Origin of the sequence: Micromonospora sp. S-DT3-3-22 (genome assembly GCF_015354745.1) — a bacterium.
GTDB lineage: Bacteria > Actinomycetota > Actinomycetes > Mycobacteriales > Micromonosporaceae > Micromonospora > Micromonospora wenchangensis.
In genome coordinates this window covers 39805-57876 of sequence record NZ_JACGMO010000020.1, presented here as the reverse complement: position 1 = coordinate 57876, position 18072 = coordinate 39805, and the positions used below count along the sequence as shown (strand labels likewise).

Annotated in this window: 15 protein-coding genes; 3 read left to right on the top strand and 12 right to left on the bottom strand. The window is 68.3% G+C overall.

Annotated features, from left to right (window positions below; translation table 11 throughout):
- Positions 1 to 482: 482 nt before the first annotated feature.
- The 5 genes from H1A17_RS08580 to H1A17_RS08560 are packed head-to-tail and all read right to left on the bottom strand — an operon-like array spanning position 483 to position 5419.
- Entirely contained in the window at positions 483 to 1610 is a 1128-nt protein-coding gene (locus H1A17_RS08580) for a hypothetical protein (protein ID WP_194821580.1), read from the bottom strand.
- A gap of 8 nt (positions 1611 to 1618) precedes the next feature.
- The gene (locus tag H1A17_RS08575; protein ID WP_194821579.1) at positions 1619 to 2287 is read right to left on the bottom strand and encodes a GNAT family N-acetyltransferase; all 669 of its coding nucleotides are present in this window, start codon (positions 2285 to 2287) and stop codon (positions 1619 to 1621) included.
- 24 nt (positions 2288 to 2311) lie between these two features.
- Entirely contained in the window at positions 2312 to 2992 is a 681-nt protein-coding gene (locus tag H1A17_RS08570; RefSeq protein ID WP_194821578.1) for a GPP34 family phosphoprotein, read from the bottom strand.
- 10 nt (positions 2993 to 3002) lie between these two features.
- The gene (locus H1A17_RS08565; RefSeq protein WP_228543169.1) at positions 3003 to 4007 is read right to left on the bottom strand and encodes an acetamidase/formamidase family protein; all 1005 of its coding nucleotides are present in this window, start codon (positions 4005 to 4007) and stop codon (positions 3003 to 3005) included.
- A 5-nt stretch (positions 4008 to 4012) separates the two neighbouring features.
- Positions 4013 to 5419, bottom strand: coding sequence for an APC family permease (locus tag H1A17_RS08560; protein ID WP_194821576.1), 1407 nt, complete (start codon positions 5417 to 5419; stop codon positions 4013 to 4015).
- Between the two features lie 375 nt (positions 5420 to 5794).
- Between H1A17_RS08560 and H1A17_RS08555 the strand changes: the two genes are divergently transcribed.
- Both H1A17_RS08555 and H1A17_RS08550 read left to right on the top strand, forming a co-directional pair.
- The gene (locus H1A17_RS08555; protein ID WP_194821575.1) at positions 5795 to 7264 is read left to right on the top strand and encodes a helix-turn-helix domain-containing protein; all 1470 of its coding nucleotides are present in this window, start codon (positions 5795 to 5797) and stop codon (positions 7262 to 7264) included.
- Positions 7265 to 7277: 13 nt separating this feature from the next.
- Positions 7278 to 7910, top strand: coding sequence for a 2'-5' RNA ligase family protein (locus H1A17_RS08550; protein WP_194821574.1), 633 nt, complete (start codon positions 7278 to 7280; stop codon positions 7908 to 7910).
- Positions 7911 to 8079: 169 nt separating this feature from the next.
- Here H1A17_RS08550 and H1A17_RS34325 read toward each other — a convergent pair whose 3' ends face one another.
- The 6 genes from H1A17_RS34325 to H1A17_RS08520 form a co-directional block, all read right to left on the bottom strand.
- The gene (locus H1A17_RS34325) at positions 8080 to 8223 is read right to left on the bottom strand and encodes a hypothetical protein (protein ID WP_228543157.1); all 144 of its coding nucleotides are present in this window, start codon (positions 8221 to 8223) and stop codon (positions 8080 to 8082) included.
- A 654-nt stretch (positions 8224 to 8877) separates the two neighbouring features.
- Positions 8878 to 9816, bottom strand: a complete 939-nt coding sequence (locus H1A17_RS08540) for a replication-relaxation family protein (protein WP_194821572.1) — start codon at positions 9814 to 9816, stop codon at positions 8878 to 8880.
- Between the two features lie 441 nt (positions 9817 to 10257).
- Positions 10258 to 10752: a hypothetical protein gene (locus H1A17_RS08535; RefSeq protein WP_375372798.1), complete on the bottom strand. Its 495-nt coding sequence runs from the start codon at positions 10750 to 10752 to the stop codon at positions 10258 to 10260.
- A gap of 48 nt (positions 10753 to 10800) precedes the next feature.
- Positions 10801 to 11949: an IS3 family transposase gene (locus tag H1A17_RS08530; protein ID WP_145919019.1), complete on the bottom strand. Its 1149-nt coding sequence runs from the start codon at positions 11947 to 11949 to the stop codon at positions 10801 to 10803.
- A gap of 562 nt (positions 11950 to 12511) precedes the next feature.
- The gene (locus H1A17_RS08525; protein ID WP_194821571.1) at positions 12512 to 13600 is read right to left on the bottom strand and encodes a three-Cys-motif partner protein TcmP; all 1089 of its coding nucleotides are present in this window, start codon (positions 13598 to 13600) and stop codon (positions 12512 to 12514) included.
- A 148-nt stretch (positions 13601 to 13748) separates the two neighbouring features.
- A complete protein-coding gene (locus tag H1A17_RS08520) occupies positions 13749 to 14501 on the bottom strand; it encodes a DUF5131 family protein (protein ID WP_194821570.1) in 753 nt (250 codons plus the stop codon).
- 104 nt (positions 14502 to 14605) lie between these two features.
- Here H1A17_RS08520 and H1A17_RS08515 point away from each other — a divergent pair, with 104 nt between their 5' ends.
- Positions 14606 to 15970: a hypothetical protein gene (locus H1A17_RS08515; protein ID WP_194821569.1), complete on the top strand. Its 1365-nt coding sequence runs from the start codon at positions 14606 to 14608 to the stop codon at positions 15968 to 15970.
- Positions 15971 to 16508: 538 nt separating this feature from the next.
- Here the strand turns inward: H1A17_RS08515 and H1A17_RS08510 are convergent.
- Positions 16509 to 18071 (bottom strand): recombinase family protein, encoded by a 1563-nt coding sequence (locus H1A17_RS08510; RefSeq protein ID WP_194821568.1) that lies wholly within the window; start codon positions 18069 to 18071, stop codon positions 16509 to 16511.
- Between the last annotated feature and the right edge of the window lies 1 nt (position 18072).

The window sequence follows — 18072 nt, the reverse complement described above, 5'->3', positions numbered from 1 at the left end:
TGGCAGAACCCGCGGACGGCCGCCGAACGTACTGGTGATCAGGTCTGAGCTGGGCAGCGGTGGACAACGTTGCGTGTCGGGGACGAGTGGTGAGTGACCGACGGAAGGGAGGGGCATGGGTGAGCCTCCTTGGTCCTTGGTAGGGCGGTGGCCGGTGCTCGGCCTGTCAGGGCCGGAGGGTGGTGCCGGCGTCGGTGGTGTGGCCGCGTTCGAGGATGAGGACGGCGGAGAACAGGCCTGGCCGGCGCCCGCTCAGCCGCTCGTGCGCGACGAGGATCTCGCCACTGTGCGGATTGACCAGCAGCTGGGAGGTGGATCCGTCGGCGGTGATGGAGGACGCTGCCGAGCAGGCTGACGGCCAGGCGGCGGGCGGGAGCAGTCGGGGTGTCCATCACGGTGTCGGGGTTCCTTCCTGGCACTGAGCAGTCGGTGGCGACGGCAGTGCTGGCGTTGTGGAGGTGAGGCAGTGGCGAGGGGGGCGCTCACCGCTGACCGTCCTGGTGGTGGTGACTCTTGGTGGCGCAGTCCTGTCGGACGCGGGCGAGGTGGCGGGTCATGCGGGCGGTGGTGGGGTTTCCGGGGTGCTCACGGCGCTGCGTGGCGATGGTGTCGGCGAGAAGGTCCTGGGCGGCTTGGCAGTGGCCGAGGTCGTGCAGGACGAGGGCTGTTGTGGCATGAACGGCGAGGGTGCGGTGGCCGCGTGGGCCGTCGCTGCTCGCGGCGTGCTCGCCGAGCTGCCGATAGAGGTGGTATGCGCGTTGATGGTGGCCGGCGCTGCGGTGAGCGACGGCGAATAGGTGCAGGGCGTGCAGGCTGCGCCGGTGCGTGGGGCCGTAGAGGTGGTTGGCGCTGTGGTGGCCGTACCCGGCCCAGCGGATGGCGGCATCGAGCTCTCCGAGCCGCAGGTGCAGTGCGGCCAGAAGGGTGCCGGCTTCGGCATGCACCGGATGGGGTGGGGCGGTCGCGGGGTCGATGCCGGTGAGGCTGCCGTGCAGGAGTTGCCGGGCGCGTAGGGGATCGCTGGCGGCGAGGTCGCGGGCGGCTGCGACACGCTTCGCGCGTTCGGTCTCCCATCGGTCTGGACTGGCCACGGGTACCGCGCGCCAGGTCAGGGTCATATCGTGAGCGGCGGCGCCGACGGTGACACAGGTCAGGATGCGGTGCGCGTGCATGGCGGCCAGGTGTGGCCGCGCCGGTGTCCCTGCGGGGGCAGCGATGATCCGTGGCGCGTGTCGCAGGATCGCTCTACCGACATGATCGGCGATGACGACGGCGTCGAGTGGCCTGGGCCAGCAGTCGTTTCCGCATAGGTACGCCGGTGCCGCGGCGGCCGTCTCCGCCAGAGCCACTGGTTGGTGGCAGAACTTGCAGTGCAGCAGCCCAGGGACCAGATAGTCAGGCCCCGGTCGGGTTCCGTCCGCCGCTCGGTCCGCCTGCTGCGCCTGTGGAGCGGTGGCCTTGGTGACCCATTTCTGCACAGTGCGGGGATCGAGGTCCAACTGGCGGGCGACGCTGGTGACGGCGCCGTATGCCTTGACGGTGCGGGCGTCAGCGACGCGCTGGACGACAGCGTCCACGAGGTCGGTCGGGTATCTGCGAGCGAAGGCCATGATCTGTCCTATGGGGTGGACGGGTAGGCGGGCTGGTTTTGCCAGCGGTCACCGACCGGGCGCGTGGGATTGATCGGCATGGCTCTGCTGGCGTGGTGGGGGTTGCGGCGCATGGGGCGCAGGCTCGGCCCGTTCGGCAGGGTGAGGGGCGGGCGGAGCGTGTACCCATATCGGGCGAGCAGGTGCTCCGGTTCTGCGGGAACGGTGGTCCAGGAGGGCAGTTCGATGCGGTCGAGGCGGGTGCGGTGATCGCCGAGCAGTGCGCTGCCGCAGCCGGCCTTCTGCCGCGTTGGGGATACGGCGAGGAGCGCCAGGTGGTAGTGCGGTTCGGTGGGCTGCTGCTGTGCGATCAGGCCCTCAAGGGCGGTGAAACGCTCAGCTCGTGAGCGAGCGGCCTCCACGAGGCGGGTCGGGTAGTTGGCCGGCGGTGGGATCGGTCGGTAGCGGTGAAAGCCGACGATGGCGGCGGTGAGGTCGTCGGTGAGGTGTACGTCGCCGAAGAACATCGCGTGCTCCACCCACACCGCGACGACGTCGGTCAGCACCCGGCGGCGCTGCGCCGCGTCCGGCACCAGCCAGGCACCGAGCGGGCTGGGGTGCAGCGTGTCAGCGATCAACGCGGCGAGGGCCTGTCTGTCTGTCCAGCGGGCGGCACGGATACGAACGCTCGAGTCCACGGTGTTGTCGTCCCCCTCGGCGGTCTATCGGTAGGTGGCGGTGGCGAGGTCACCGATCGCGGCGTCGACGGCGGCGGTGATCTCTCGGACGGGGCGGTGGTGCTGAGCGGCGATGGTCTTCAGGTGGGCGGTGAGGGTGGCGGCGTCGTCGTCGAGGTAAAGGTGGTCGGCGAGTCCGAGGACGGCGACGAGTCCGGCGAGGGCGGCGGTGTGGTTGTCCGGTTGTTCGCGGCCGGCGGCGAGGTAGCGCAGGCGGGCGCGGGCGACGACGGCCCACTTGGTGTCGGTGGCGAGGTAGGCGTCGGAGCGGATTAGGCCGCCGAGGCGGCGGCGGGCGGTGTGGCGCAGGATGCCGGCGGCGACGAGTCCGGCGCGGGTGCGTTCGTACAGGTCGTCGGCGAAGCTACGCAGGAACGCCTTCACGGTCGGGGTGGTCCGGGAGTGATGGATCGCGGCGAGGGCGGTGTCGGCGATCAGGTCACCGACTGCCTGGTCGGAGTTCAGGCGTAGCCACCGGTCCGCGGCCGGATGGTCGCCGTAGGAGTTGAGGGTGATCCGTCCGGCGAGGAACAGGTCGATCAGCACTCCACCGGCCATGCCGAGGGCCAAGGCTTGGCGGTGCAGGTGCGGCTGGCCGGTGTCGTCGTGGTGCCCGAGCAGGAACAGCTCGTCGCGCAGCGGCAGCTGGGGTATCGACGCGGTCATCAGAGGCCCTCTATTCCTGAACTGCGGCAAGGCCCCGCAGCCGGGCGTGCGCGTCGCGGTAGGCAGGCTGCGGCTGCGGGAGCAGGGCTTTGTCGATAGCGGCCAGGACGGTGTAGTTGGGGTCGCAGACGTTGCCGATGGGCGCCCGCCCGGCCTGCGAGATGAGCTGGTAGGCGTCCAGGGTCTGTAGGCCGCACAGGTCGACGGTCCAGGCGGTGAGGTCCTGATGCGCCATGCGGTAGGCGTCCTCCAGAGGGCGGGCGCAGCCGACCGACAAGATCTCGGTGTTGGTTTCCAGGCGCGGCCAGGCGGTGTCGGCGCCCTTGATGACCTCGATGGCGAGGGTGGTGACGGTGGCGATCTCCACGCCAACGCCGCAGGCTTCGCCGTGTCCCTGGCGGGCGTGACCGTCGCCGAGGGCGAGCATCGCCCCGTGCACGTTCACCCCGAGATACAGCGTGATCCCGGCGCGCAGATCCGGGGTGTCGAGGTTCCCGCCGTAATAGTCCGGAACGATCGTGGACCGGGACTCCATGCCCCCTGGGGCTACGCCGATGGTGCCGATCATGGGATCCAGCGGCAGCTCGACGGTGTGCTCGCTGGCGGTGGCCCGATAACGGACGATGCCCGCGCGCCGGTCGATGTCGTACACCCACACCCGCTCCTCCAGCGGCGGCTGCAACGTGGCTGTGTGCGAGGTCGACGTGAGTGCCCCGAAGTACGGGAAGGTAGCCGACACGCCCCAGTCCCGGGCCGGTTCGATCGACAGGAGATGCACGGCGAGGGTGTCGCCGGGCTCGGCGTCCTCGACGAAGAACGGCCCCGACACCGGGTTCAGGTACGGCATCTGGCAGACCTTCGACGGCAGGTCCGCCGGTCCTCGCACGAGGCCTCCGAAGCAGTCCTCGGTGCGCACGGTGATGACGTCGCCGGAGCGGATGTGCGCCACCGGCAGGCGTCCGCCGAAGGTGTAGGCCAACTCGTCGCGGGCGGGCCGGTAGGTGAAGTGGCTCATCGAGATCACACCCGCTCCATGTCACGCCCGGCGGCCTGGGTGGGGGCCAGGCCGGACAGCACCGGCCGGCGGCCGGTCAGGTACAGACCGGCCAGGACAACCATGCCGAGGGCCAGCCAAGCGAGGCCTAGGCGCTGGGCGGCGATGTTGGCGTTCACCACCACGTAGGCGAGGATCACGAAACCGATTCCGGGAATGAGCAGGTGCGCGGACCAGCTGCCGCTGTGACGGCGGATCAGGTGGTGCACGACCACGGAGACGTGCAGGACCAGGAACGCCACCATCGCCCCGAAGTTGATCAGCGACGACAACAGCGTGATGCCATCCGCCCGCGTCGCCATGTACAAGCCCAGGGCGAGGGACACGACGCCGGTGAGCAGGGTCGCGTTGATCGGCACGCTGCGCCGCACCGACACCGTGGCCAGGAAGGCGGGGAGCTGCCGATCACGGGCCATCGCGTACAGCAGCCTGGACGTGGCGACCTGCGCGACCATCGAGTTCGGCAAACCCCATGCAATCGCGGTCGCCACCGCGCACACCGTCGCCAGCCAGCTCCCGCCGGCCACTGCGGCGGCGTCGTAGAAGGCGGTGCCGTTCGCGTCGCCCTCGGCCAGCAGCCCGCCGGGGTTGGGCACGAGCATCGCCGCCAACCACGTCTGCACGATGAACAACACCCCCGCCAAGACGAGTACGGCTGCCATCGCCCGGCCGATCTGCCGGGCGCCGTCACGGGTTTCCTCCGCCAGCATGGAGATGCCGTCGAAGCCCAGGAACGACAGCACCTCGATCGACACCGCCCCCGCCACGAGGGACCAGGTGAAGGTGTCGGCGTTGTAGAACGCGTCCCAGCTGAACCGTCCCCTACCCGTCGCGAGGGCCCAACCGGCGACGACCAGGAAGACCGCCAGGACGATCAGCTCACCGACGAGCATCACCCGGGTGACCACCGCCGTCATGCGGATGCCGACCGAGTTGACGACGGTGTTGATCGCGACGAACCCGAGCAGCCACAGCCATACCGGCACCGCCGGCACCGTGGCGTGCATCGCCACCGACGCCACCAGATACAGCAGACCGGGCACGAGGACGTAGTCGAGGAGGATCACCCAGCCGGCGAGGAATCCGACCGGCGGGCTGATGCCGCGACCGGCGTAGTTGTAGACACTGCCTGACATCGGGAACGCCTTGACCATCTGCGCGTACGAGAACGCGGTGAACACCAACGCCACCACACCGATGGCGTAGGCGAGGGCCACCATGCCGCCAGAGCCCGCATAGACGCTTCCGAAGATCGCCATCGGCGCGATCGGCACCATGTACACCAAGCCGTACGCCAACAGGTCCCGAAACCGCAGCTGGCGGCTGAGTTCCTGCCGATAGCCGTAGCGGGCCAAATCGTTCGAGGTTGTCATCGGTAATCCTCACGAGGATGAGAAGCGCGAGCAGGGCGCGGAAAGTCGCCTGCCGGGTGGTCGTCAACGACCCGACGGCGACGGGCATGCGCAGTTGGCGTTGCTATGGCAGCCACTCCCTTCATCACGGGCGGTGGCTACATCCGGACCGTCGGTGATCCGGCTCAGCAAGCTTGCCAAGCGCATCCACGTAAGTGGATCCCCAGTGGTGGTGAGATTTTTCCCCACCCGCGCATGCCCGCGACCTGCGCAAACTTTGATCAATTAGCGGCTAGCTCCCCACCTCCGGGTCGCTGGCCTCGTCGCGTCCCGTACCGGTTCCGATGAGAGGGGCGATACCGTGCGACAAGAGGCCGCACGTAGGGGGTGACCGCGATGGCAAGGACGACGGGCACCAAGGCGCAGCGTGATCACGTACGCCAGACACTGGCCGGCTTCGGAGTGACCCCGGCCGCCATCGCCGCCGAGCTGCAGCGCCGCTTCGGGCTGCGCCCCCGGGATGCCTTCCGCCAGGCCCATGGTTGGACCCAGGACGCGGTAGCCGAGAGGTTGAACGCCAAAGGGAGCGGTTCGGCGACGTTCACCGGGGCGCGGATTAGCGACTACGAGCGGTGGCCCTTCGGTGGTCGTCGGCCCACCTTGGCCGCCTTGAACGCACTGGCGCAGGTCTTCGGCACCGAACCGAGCAGTCTGGTCGACCTCGACGACCTGACCGCTATGCCGGAAGCAGACCGAGAGGCGTTGAGCGGCAGGAACGCCGCCCCGGTGCCTGCACCATCGGTCGCATCCTCAGCACCGCCTGGCGCGATGACTGAGCCTCTGCGGTGGGACCTCGGCGCTCTGCAGGACGAGACGGAACTGGTGATAGCGGTGGCAGAACGCACGGCGAGCTTCGGCACATGGGCGCAAGCCTCCAACGTCGGGCCTTTCACCCTCGACGATGTCGCTGCCTCCACCCGCAGGATCGCCGTCGACTACCTGACCGAGCCGCCCGTCGTCGTCTACGCGCGGGCCGGGCTCCTGGCCGACCGCGTATTCCGGCTTCTGCAGACCGGGCGTCAGAACCCTGATCAGTCTCGGGAGCTCTACACCTGGGCGGGCTACCTCTGCACACTGCTCGCCTGGATGGCGGGCGATCTCGGACACCCGGCCGCAGCCGAGTCCCAGGCACGCACGGCCTGGATGTGCGCCGAGACCGTCCGCGACAACACCCTCCGCGCCTGGGTCCTCTCCACGATCAGCAAGACCCACCTGTGGGAGCGGCGGTTCGAAGACGCGGCCAACGCCGCCATGCGCGGCTACGGTCATGCCGCCGAGGGCAGCGCGGCGGTCATGCTGGCGTGCCAGGAAGCGGACGCGTGGGCGGAGATCGGCGCTGTCGAGCCGGCACGGGCAGCACTGCAACGCGCCGAAGAGGCCCGCCAACATGCCAGCCGCGACCCGGTGGGTGGCCTTCTTGCCTGCGGCACGGTGCGCCAACACAACTACGCTGGATCAGTGCTGCTCCGCATCGGCGAGGCCGCCAACGCCATCGAGCATGCCGAGCACGCCCTGACGGAAGCCGCCGCAGACCCGTCGGTTGCCTACGGCACGCTCGCCCAGATCCGCATTTGGGCCGCCGCAGCACATCTCAAAGCCGGCAGCCTCGACGGCGCGGTCTCGGTCCTGTCGCCGGTGCTCGCTCTACCGCCCGAACAGCGGCTCGACCCGCTGGTGCACCGCCTGCGCGGCGTCGGGCGCAACATCGCCGGCAACCCGTCGCTGCGCACGAGCATCGAGGCCCGCAGTGTCCAAGCAGCAATCACCGAGTTCTGCGCCACAGGCGCCGCCCGGCAACTTCCCTGAACCTGGAGAACCCATGGCAGTCCCGCACGCCACCGACATCCGTAACCACTGGTACTGGCGACCGGGTTGGGGCATCGGCTCCCGCTTCTATACCTGGCACATCACCTTCGACGGGCAACCCGAGGTCGAGAAGCTCGCTGACCAGTACCGGTCCCTACTGTCTTCGCAGCCCTGCCTCGACGTCATTCCGAACCGATGGCTTCACCTCACCATGCAGGGCATCGGCTTCGTCCAAGATGTCGCCACCGACGACATCGACGCCATCGTGGCCGCCGCCAGTGACCGCTGCTCGCGCCTGTCACCCTTCAAGCTCACCATCGGCACCCCCCACGTCGATCCCGAATCCATTCAGATCGCCGTTGACCCGATCGAGCCCGTGCGGCAACTACGCGCCGCCATCCGTGCCGCCATCGCCGACGTCTGGGGTCAGGACCGCGTGCCCGAGGCCGCCGAGCCCTTCAACCCTCACCTCAGCCTGGCCTACACCAACACCAACGGTCCGGCGGCGCCGCTCATAGAGGCCCTCTCCGCCGCCCCGAAGATCAGCGCCGACGCGCTGATCACCTCGTGCCAGCTCATCGTCCTCAACCGGGACGAGGGCATGTACGTGTGGGAACCGTACGCCACCGTAGAGCTCGGTTCCTGAATCATTTTCTACGTCCGCCATGTCACCTCGTAGTGGTGATCGTCCAACCCATGCCTCCTGGCTCCGCACCTCATCGCGGGCGGCAGGAGTCGCCGCCTGCGATGGCTGCTCACTCGGCCGGCGATCCGTGAAGGGGCCTGCGCCCGCTCCGATGGGGAGCGGGCGCAGGTCACGCGGCGCGTGGCGGTGCGGGTTGGTGCAAGCGGAGCAGGCGGGCGAGGGTGGCGGCTTGGTCGACGGTGGGGAGGCCGGCTTCGGCGGCCAGGGCTTGGATCTCGGTCTCGGTGGCGGGGTCGGTCAGGTAGCGGGCCATCGACAGCGTCCCCGGCAGGGCGGAGCACTCGGTGTCGGGGTGTGCGGTCGGGGCCTCGCCTCCGGTTGTCCGCGTGGGCGCGGTCGGCGGCGACGGGTGTGGTGTGTTCGCGCGTGATTGCTGGTCACGGCGTGTGGCCATGTCCCTCCCAGGACGGCTGGTGGCGTGAGGGTGAGGTGTAGGGCCATGGCATCTCCTCTCTCGGTTGGCAGGCAGTACTGAAGATCGATTGCCGGATATCGTCGGCCGGAGTCGCGCCGTGGGTCGACGCGGTCGCCGGTCGGGTGTGTCAACGCCGGCTGAAATTTTCAGGCGGAGCCGACAGGGTGACTTCGGCTGCGGCGAGCAGCGGGTGGAGGACCGCGGACGATAGCTCCGATGGCCACGGAAGTGAAGGGGTTCGCCACTCACAGCGACTCACAGCGGCGTGCCGTCGGGTGTGAGTACTCGGACGGGTCCGGGTTTGTCGCCGAACTGCGCTGCTGACAGATTCTGACAGCTCCCGGTCCGACGCGGGCGGTCCGCTCTCGTCGCCCTCGGTGCGCGCACACGCAAAGAACGTCTCCCGCCCCGGCGGGTTTGGCTGGTGCGGGTGGTCCGGCGGCGTGTGGGGCTCCAGGCCGCCGGACGCGCCGCACGTCCCGCCTGGCCTCATCAGGCGGTCCGCTCGTCCGGGGCGGGTTGGTCGTGGGTGGGGAACTCCTGGTCGTGGCGGGTGTCGGTGTAGGGCAGGTCGATGAGGCGGTGCCGGCCCGCGCGGCCGGGCAGCCGCCAGATTTGGTGGGCGGGGCTGGCGGCGAGTGCGGTGCGTAGTTCGGCGGTGGTGGTGGCGATGACCATTGTCGGGTCGGGGACGGCGGCGAGGCGGTGGTGCAGGTTCGCCTCCCGGCGGGCCGAGGGGAGATGGAACAGCACCGGCCAGGCCCAGGTGCTCATCATGTACAGCCGCTCGTACTTGATGACCTTGTCGATGAGGACGTGAAGGTTTTCGCCGCTGGTGTCGTACTCGAGGAAGAACGGCAGGGACCGTCCGTCCTCGGTCCACACCCCGGCACCGTCCGGGCGGGGGAAGCCGGTCGCTCCGGCGATGATGATCTGCGGGTCGCCGCCTGCGCGGTACAGGGAGCCGGGTTCGTGGTAGGCCGACGCGGGCTGCCAGCGAACCAGGTCGGTGTCGGGGTGAGTGCGGGCGTGGGCGGCGAGGTCGATGAAGACCTGGTTAGCGCCGAGCAGATGCGGCAGGTCCGGCCGGGACGTCAATGACTGTTTGCGGCGGCGGGCCTGGTCCCGGCGGCCTCGTGGGAGTGCGCGTTGGGCGTGGACGTGGTCGTAGCCGAGCTGGTCCAGGACGTAGTGGTAGGGGTATGAGCCTCCGTCGGCCTTGTTGGGTCGGAACCGGTCCACCGCCCGCAGGGCGGTGAGGCGGCGCAGCCGGCGTTGGGTGAAGTCCAAGGATGGGAACAGGGCGGCGGCGATCTGGTCGGTGGTGAGCACGCCGTGGTCGTAGAGCCAGCCCAGGAGCCGGTCGTCGCGGGCGGTGATGCTGGCCTGCAGGCGCAGTAGCGGATCCGCGGTCGGTAGGTGTTTACCCATGGGCACAAGCCCCTGGGGGGAGACCCGAGACTAGAGGGTCTGTCTGGAGGGGTCCCCGACTGCCGACATGGGCGCTGACCTGGGCTGTGAGCGGCCGTGAGGGGTCAGGATGGGGGTCAGGATCAAGACGGACGGTAGAACGGAGGTCGGCACTGACTGCTGAACCGCCGGGCACAACGGGTGCCGGGCGACGGGTTCGTGCAAGCCGGTGTGAGTCCGGTCGGCGATGCCGGCGGAGGTCGTCGGTTGGGGTCGTCATCGTTTGCTGCTCCAAGGTCGAGGATGTGGGTGGGTTTGTGGTGCGTGTCCGCCCGCTGCGGCGAGTGGGAACGCGCTGACAGGTCTGGTCAGGTGGTGTCAGCTGCCGGGTCTCGTAGCAGACGTGGATGCGGGTCTGACAGCGTCGGCTCGATCTGACAGAAGTCGATGGTCGAAGCTCTGTCACGCGGCCTCCCGCGGTGACAGATCCCGTTCGGGCGGTGTGGTCTCGGCGCGCAGGACGCGCACGAGCGCGGAGGCGGTGGCGTTGGACAACTGGTGCCCGTCCGCGCGTAGCTGGTGGGCGAGGGCCTTGCGGGACAGCGGTGTCCCTTCGGTGGTGAGGATGTGGGCGGCGGTCCGGGCGGCCGGGACCAGAGCGGCGACCTCCGGACCGTCCTCGTCTGTCGTCATCCCGGTGGCCCGGCGGTCCGGGACCGCCAGCGGTTGGTCCGCGACGGCGGGGACCGCAGTCCGGGAGTCCGGGAGCGCGGCGGCGGTGACGGGGGCCGGCGGTTCGAGGTCCGGGACTGGCGCGTCGACAGCGGGCGGCGGTCCGGGCTCCGTCCGGCCGGGCCGGGGCTGTTTGGGTGGGGTGGGGTCGGCGCGACCGAGGGCGATCTTGACCATCGCCAGGAAGCCGAGGGCTGGCAGGGCGGCGGCGATCCAGCCGATCACCGACGCCTCTGATGTTCCCCGGGTTTCTCGGAGCCGTGTTGGTTGGCGTCAGGCGACGGATAGGGCGATCGGGTGGAGCCTCTCATACTCGTTCGGGGTGAGCATGCCCAGTGAGCTGTGGCGGCGTTGCCGGTTGTGGAAGATCTCTAGGTACTCGAAGATCGCATTGGCTAGTTCGATGCGGGTGCGCCAGCGGCGGCGGTTGAGCAGTTCGGTCTGCATTCGGCCCCAGAACGACTCGATCATGCCGTTGTCGTAGCAGTCGCCGATGGATCCCATCGACGGTGCCAGGCCGGCTTCCTGGACCCGGCGGGTGAAGGCCCATGAGGTGAACTGGACTCCGTGGTCCGAGTGGATCACGGTGCCGGTAGGTTGGCGGTTGCTGATGGCCATGCTCAGGGCGTTGGTCACCAGGGTGGCGGTCTGGGTGGCGTCGATGGACCAGCCGACGACTTTTCGGGAGAAGGTGTCCAGCACGACTGCGCAGTAGACCTTGCCCTCCCGGGTCGGGTGTTCGGTGATGTCGGTGACCCACAACTGGTTCGGCGACGATCGGGTGAAGTCGCGGTTGACCAAGTCCGCCGCGGTTGGGGTCTGGTGCTTGGGCCGCGGCCTCCGGCTACCGGGCAGCCCGCGGATGCCGGCGCGGCGCATCAGCATCTCGACCGCGTGATAGCCCACGACGAGTCCACGGCCCAGCCGTAGTTCGGCATGCACGCGGCGGGAACCGTAGGTTCCCCTGGAGGCCAGATGCACCGCACGGATCTGTTCGGTCAGCCACGCGTGCCGCAGCGCCCGCTGCGACGGTGGCCGGTTGCGCCAGGCGTAGTACCCGGAAGCCGAGACCTCGAGCACACGGCAGCAGACCTCGACAGGCAACCCCTCAGCGGCCATCCGGTGGATGACCGCGTACCGGCCTTTTGGGGGCACCACCTCCTTGAGCAGTTCGGTCGCACGGCGATGCACGGCCAACTCGGTCTCCAGCTCGGCGATACGCCGCCGAGCGGCGACCAGCTCCGCCTGGTCAGCGGAGCTCACGCCTGGCATCTGACCGGTGTCGATCAGCTCCTGGCGGCGCCAGTTGTAGATCGTCTGATCACTGATGTCCAAGTCACGGACCAGCTCCGCTACCGATCGGCCAGCCTTGAGTAGATCGAGGACCTTACGACGAAACTCGGGTGGGTATCTCCTCGGCACGTCTCTCCTCAACGAATGACGAGCCTGACGAGTCAACCAACCTGACTCCACCGAACCCGGGGAACATCATGTGGGGCCTCCCTACTCTCAACGCCCCGCGCGGCGTCGGCACGAACATCGGCAGGCACCCCGTCCGGGGGTGCCTGCCCGCTGCGTGTGTGGCCGACCGCGCCAACCGGCGCTGCGGGAACGTCACTCCATTACGCCCCGGGAAACCGATGGAGTCAACCACCAATTCATAACAGGCAGGTCACCGAGTCTTGCCAAAGGTCCGGCCGGGTGCTAATGGGTCCGCATTTGTTCGTCGCGGTCCTTCCCAGTCCGGTCCGACGAAGCGAAAGAACCTTCTGGCAGGGATCACTTGTTGGGACGCGCATCTCCTTCTCGGGAACTCCGTGCGGGGCCGCTGGGCTCCGAAGATCCGGGACGGTTCTGACCGGCACTCGGCAGGCGTACGCCGACGTCGCTGTCCGCGCCGCCTCGGCAGGGTCCTGTAGTCGCCAGGCCGGTTAGGGACGCATGGCGGTGAGCAGCACCGATGTCGTGAGCGCGTAGCGGGCGCTCAAGTCGACGGTGCCAGCGAGACGAAGGATGATCTCTGCAGCCGGCCGCCGCCCTCAATCTTCACGGTGCCGGCGTCAACAAGCGGCTTGAGTGCCTTGATGACGTGTTCCGGCCGGTACACCGTTTCCAGCAGTGCGAAGTTGCGCAGGTCCTCGACGCGGACCGGTTCACTGTCACGCAGCCTCTGCGCAAGTAGCCGGGTCAGCGGACCGAGCAGTGGTTCATCGATGGCGAACAACGTCTCCGCCTGTTCGTCGCGGGGATCGCGGAAGCCCACGCCTTGAGCGCGGTCGACTTCCCAGAGGCTGTCTTTCATCTTCTGCACGCCAAGTGGGTGCCCGGTGCCGAAGACGAGGTAGAGGGGCTGGCCGTTGCGGGGGATCAGTTCGAAGTCCAGCAGGTAGGGAAAACCCGCTGCCTGCAGGGCCTGTCGATAGCAGGTGAGGATGTGTCGGCTCTTCGCCGCTGGTGGGAGGTTGACGACTTCGCGCCAGCGCGGGTCGCCGCCGAAAACGTCGTCGCCTGCCTCGCCAAGGTTGCTGACGAAGCGCACGAAGTGCTGCGGCAGCAGCGTAACGATGACCTCGGTGGACACGTTCGAGGCGAGGCGCTCCAGCAGCTTGAAGGGCACGGGTGCGTTGCCCCAGGAGTCCAGGTTCGCGAATATCGGTTGGCCCCAGGCGCCTATGCGGTCCAGCGCGGCTTCAAGGTCGCCAGCGCAGGTGCCTTTGCCCATCGTCACGGGCATCGCGACCTTGGACCTCGGCCGGTCGGGAAACGCTTGTTGCAGGGTCTCCCGCAGCATGTCGACGCAACGCTGGTCGTCATCGATGAAGACGAATCGGGCGACGCCCTTGGTCGGGGGGACGTTCTCGACGAGGGCGCGGATCGCGATGACAGGCGAGCCCGGTTCCCCACCGCTGTAGATGCCGGGCCCGGCGAATCCCTCCGCGTAGGTGACCGAGGGGTAGGCGTTGGAGTAAGCGAGCAGGATGGGAAACCACTTTCCGAGGTAGTGGCGGTAGATGTCGTGCTTCGCGCCCGTGTGTTCCGCACACGGCCACGGCACCGGACCGTCGACCGGCATCCAGCCCCCTTGTTCCGTCACAACAGGTTGCGAGACAGTCTCTCATTGTGACGCTCAAAGCGAAACTGCCCATGAGCGGCACGGCGTGAAGACCGAGTAGTCGGACGCAAGTTGGCGCCCGCAGCTGCGTCTGCTGGCGGGTGGGTTGTCAGCAGGCGGCGGCTAGGCTGAGGGGCATGTCATCCCAGGTCCGGCCATTCAAGACACGGCCGCCAGCCTTGGGCGTCCGTCCGCCCCACTGCTTGAAGAAGAACGGCACCTCGACGCTGGTGCATTGATCGCGCAGGTCTACGACCCATGCCGGGTCTAGCTGTCGGGCGTTGGCGCCGCTCTCGCCGCCTGCGATCACCCAGCCGATGCCGTCTAGCTGCAAGCGCGGGAGCGGGCCCAGCAACGGTTCACACGACAGGAATCGCAGCGCCGCCGGCACTGTCCGCAGATCATCGATTCGGTGCACAGCGCTGAGGTCCTCGACGGAGACGCCCATCCACAAGTTGGAGGGCCAGGCCAGGGAGGGGGCTGCCCGGCGTAGGCGGCGGGCTCGTTTAGTTAGTACCTGATACGTGTGCTGCGGGGTCGCCGCGATGACCTCGAAGACCTGGCGAACGAAACTCGTCGGCACCTGAGCGTGGAACAGGTCACTCATCGAGTTGACAAACACGAGACGAGGACGTTTCCAAGTCAGTGGCAGCTCAAGGCTGTCCGGATGCAGCGTCAACCCGAACCCTGGCCCACTCGTCCGCGGGTCTCCATCCCGCTGGTACCGCGGCTGCCCCATCGCCTTGAGCCGTTTGGCCAGTGTCAACGCGTAACAGTTGTCGCATCCGCGGCTCACGCGATCGCAGCCCGTCGTCGGGTTCCACGTCGCCTCCGTCCACTCGATGGCGCTGCGGTCACCCATGGCTCACACTCACACTGCAAAGAGTATTGGTTCGAACGCAAGTTCGACAGGCCCGACACCGCCGAATATCGAGCTGGACGGCCGGCACGTTGACCGTGACTGGTATGACGGTCGATGTGACCGTGATCGCGGCCCTTCTGCTCGTCTGCATCATCGCCCTGATGGTCGGCTGGATCGTTGCGGCAGCCGCCTTCGGTGGCTCGATGCTCTGGGCGGTGCAGTGGAGATGCGTCTCGTCCATATCGTTTGAGCCCATCCGACGGCGAGGGCTGCGCAGAGGTGCATGGGAGCTGATTCGATCGGCTGCCGGGCCCGGGATCTTTGGCCGGCTGGTCGCCCGCGCGTCGTGGCGTCGGGTGACGCTGATGGTGCTGGTCCCGATCATTGGCTTCCTGGTGCCGGTGAGTCTTCCCTACGTCGTCTTGCTGCTGGTGCCAGGGGCCATCGCCGGTGGCGAGTTCGCGGAGGCGATCGACAGAGTGGGTCGCTTCACCGGCATCCTCGGCGTGCTGGTGGCGATACGCATCTTCCTCAACGGGCTGCGCTACATCGCCCAGCCCGGCAAGCCGCGCGGGAAGCTTCCGGGTCTGCGTTTTCCTGACGATCTGTCCAGCAGGGGACGTGACCGGCTCGCCGCCAACGCGTTCTGGTTCACGATGGCCCATACCGTCGAATTGCTCGCCGCCATGTATCCCGTCCTCGTCCTGGTCGCGGTGATACCCGACCTGGGCACCGCTGCAACGCCGTCAAGTGCTGCTACGCCGTCATCGGACGCCGACTCCGCGCTGCCTCCTCTGCTCGGCGTCATCGTGTTCTTCCTGGCGGTAACGCCGATGCTGGTGCCTGCTCACATTGCCGCGTCCTTCCTGCGCCGTCGCTTGGCCGGATGGGAGTTGTCGGTAGAGATCTGCCAGTTGTTGGCCCCGCCTGTCCTAGAAGAGCGCGGCGACTCGCTGGAAATGCCTGAGCCTCTCCGCGCGGTTGCCGACGCCCACCGCGGCAGTCTGGTCGACATCGCCGTACTGCTCGATCAGACCGCCGGGCTGTGGGATCGCCGGCAACCACGAGGGTTCACCCCGCACCCCGCGGCTACCGCCCTGCGAGCGGTGAGCGCGTCGATCCGACGACACCTGCAAAGCCCAGAGTCGTGCGAGCCGACGCTTCCCCTCAACCTGCGAGAAACGTTGCGCATGGTGCTGGACCTGCTCGTCGATCCGGAAGGGACATCGTCACTACGCGAACTCGCCTCCAGGGTCCAGGCGTTCGACGAGAACGGAATCCCCACAGCAGAGACGTTCGTCAAGCCCCCCGGGCGCCTCGCGGTGGCATTGACAAGGCTCACCGACAGCGCGCAACGAACCGCTGCCGTCCTGGCCGCCGTCGCAGGAATGGCAGCGACCTTCATCGCTGTAGCGCTGACCGCCGCAGGGAAGATCGATACCGCCGAACTCCTCGGCCACCTGAGGTGAGCAGTCATATCGCTAGCCTGCGACAGCCGTTTCCGGTCACGCCACCGCGCGCCTCGGATGCGGCCAGCGTGGCCATGTCTCCGCACGACTGACGAAGCGTGTCGCCTCAATCGGCGAGCGCGCGGTAAACCAGCCGACGAAGCTGCGCTTAGGTGAGTCCCCAGCAGCGCAGCCCCGAGCATGTGGCGGGTGCGGCGCGGTAGTCCGCGGTGCCCGCGCCATGCTCATCGCACGACGGGCGGCGCGAGCGGCGGCGCACATGCCGCGCTGGCCTTGGCACTGCAGGTTGCGGCAGTCGCCGCGCTCGTCGGGTTGGTGTGCGGAGGCGACGTCGAAGGCGAGCCGCCAGAACAGCGGATCGGTGACATCTTCCGGCAGCACGGCCAGGGTGCTGAGTCGTTCGCGTGGCACAGCTGAACACCTTCCGTCGACGGATCACGCCGCCCGCCCCGTGGGCGGGCGGCGGACACCATCGACGCTCTACTCTTTCCAGAGGTCAAGTCGCCCTCAACATGTCCTGACTCAGCAACCGCCGAGTTCAGGCCGTTTGCTGGTCCTGCGGGCCAAACTTCCACCGCCAGTCCAGGCGGTGGCGGCCGAAGGTGCGGCGTTCGCCCTTGAACCCGGCGCGCAGGAGTTTGATGTCGGCGATGAGGCGGATGATCTCCCGCTTGACCGGGATGTCGTCGCCCAGTTCCTGCCACGCCTGCACCGCTTGGTCGCCGATGCGCCCCCGTAGCACGGCCGGGATCCCGGCGTCGGCGGCGCGTTGCTCGTGCTCGGCGATCTGCGCGAGCAGGCCTTTCTCGGCGCGGGCGTAGGCGATCGCGGTGACCTCGCCCTCCTCCCCGAGCTTGCGCCAGTCCTCCAACTCCCCGCGCAGCCGTTGGGCTTCGGCGCGGGCGTGGGCGACTTCCTCGTCGGTGGCGCTGGCGGCGGTGAGGATGTCGTAGACGTCGGGGCGGGACAGCCACGCCACCACGGTGCGCTGCACGTACTCGTCGAGGAACTCGGCTTTCACCGCGGCGCACCGCTTGTGCAGGCAGGAGTACACCTGCCCGGTCCAGCCGTGCCGGTTCACCTTCTGAGACGACAGCGGCCCGTCGCAGACTCCGCAGCGCACCAGGTACGACAGCAGATGCACCGCGCGGGCGGGCCGGGTCGTGGTGCGCGACGGGTCGCCCAGCATCCGTACCACCGACCAGTACGTCTCCTCGTCGACGAGTGCGGGCCAGATGCCGTCGCCAACGATCTCGCCTCGGAGCACCCGCTTGCCGATGTAGGCCGGGTTCATCACCTGCTTGCGAAGGATGCCGCGCCGCCAGAGTCCTCCCTCGGAGGCGGGGATCCCGAGCCGGTTGAGTTCGGCCTCGATCGCGGTCAGCGGCGTGCCCTCGGAGATCTTGCGGAAGTTGTCCCGCACCACCTGTGCCCGCGAGTACTCCGTCACCGTCCCGTCGGCCGCCACGGCCGTGTGGATCTCGGTGTCGGGCTCCTGACGCAGCAGGGCGCGGGTGCGCTGGTCGTAGATCCGCCGGTACCCGTAGGTGATCTTCCCGTGCGGACGGCCCGCTTCGGCGGCGCCGACGATGCCGCGCAGCACGTTGTCGCGGATCGAGTCGGCCATCCACTCGGCCTGCACCGCCTGGAAGCCGAGCATCATCCGGTCGTTCTTGTCCCGCAGGTCATACAGCACCCCGCCGACCAGCCAGAAGTTGAGGCCGACCTCGTGGCACATGTCGCGGATCTTCACGAACACCGCGAGGTCGCGTTCCTTGCGGGAGATCTCCCAGACCACCAGCACGTCACCCTTGCCCGCGCGGATCTGCTCGATCAACAACTCGAACTGCTCGCGCTCCTTCGTCGCGCGGCGGCTGGCCGAGCGGTGGTTGTCCGTGAATGATCCCGCGTCCGTCCACGACCGCTTCGTGATCTCCGCCAGGTTGAGCACGCCCTGGTCGTGAACGCTCTTGCCCTGCTCCTTCTTGTCCTGACTCGCGCGCTGATACCGCAACGCCCGCACGTCCGAGCCCCCGGCCAGCAACGCGTCCTTGCTGTCGAACCGGCCCCGGTTCCCCGACCGGGCCTTCCGCCGTACCATC

What these genes read in the sequence shown, in the direction of transcription:
- H1A17_RS08565 (WP_228543169.1), bottom strand. Translation starts at nt 4,007, where the DNA reads ATGAGCCACTTCACCTACCGGCCCGCCCGCGACGAGTTGGCCTACACC.
- H1A17_RS08525 (WP_194821571.1), bottom strand. Translation starts at nt 13,600, where the DNA reads ATGCCGGTCGACGGTCCGGTGCCGTGGCCGTGTGCGGAACACACGGGC.
- H1A17_RS08540 (WP_194821572.1), bottom strand. Translation starts at nt 9,816, where the DNA reads ATGGGTAAACACCTACCGACCGCGGATCCGCTACTGCGCCTGCAGGCC.
- H1A17_RS08515 (WP_194821569.1), top strand. Translation starts at nt 14,606, where the DNA reads ATGACGGTCGATGTGACCGTGATCGCGGCCCTTCTGCTCGTCTGCATC.
- H1A17_RS08580 (WP_194821580.1), bottom strand. Translation starts at nt 1,610, where the DNA reads ATGGCCTTCGCTCGCAGATACCCGACCGACCTCGTGGACGCTGTCGTC.
- H1A17_RS08520 (WP_194821570.1), bottom strand. Translation starts at nt 14,501, where the DNA reads ATGGGTGACCGCAGCGCCATCGAGTGGACGGAGGCGACGTGGAACCCG.
- H1A17_RS08510 (WP_194821568.1), bottom strand. Translation starts at nt 18,071, where the DNA reads ATGGTACGGCGGAAGGCCCGGTCGGGGAACCGGGGCCGGTTCGACAGC.
- H1A17_RS08550 (WP_194821574.1), top strand. Translation starts at nt 7,278, where the DNA reads ATGGCAGTCCCGCACGCCACCGACATCCGTAACCACTGGTACTGGCGA.
- H1A17_RS34325 (WP_228543157.1), bottom strand. Translation starts at nt 8,223, where the DNA reads ATGGCCCGCTACCTGACCGACCCCGCCACCGAGACCGAGATCCAAGCC.
- H1A17_RS08560 (WP_194821576.1), bottom strand. Translation starts at nt 5,419, where the DNA reads ATGACAACCTCGAACGATTTGGCCCGCTACGGCTATCGGCAGGAACTC.
- H1A17_RS08555 (WP_194821575.1), top strand. Translation starts at nt 5,795, where the DNA reads ATGGCAAGGACGACGGGCACCAAGGCGCAGCGTGATCACGTACGCCAG.
- H1A17_RS08570 (WP_194821578.1), bottom strand. Translation starts at nt 2,992, where the DNA reads ATGACCGCGTCGATACCCCAGCTGCCGCTGCGCGACGAGCTGTTCCTG.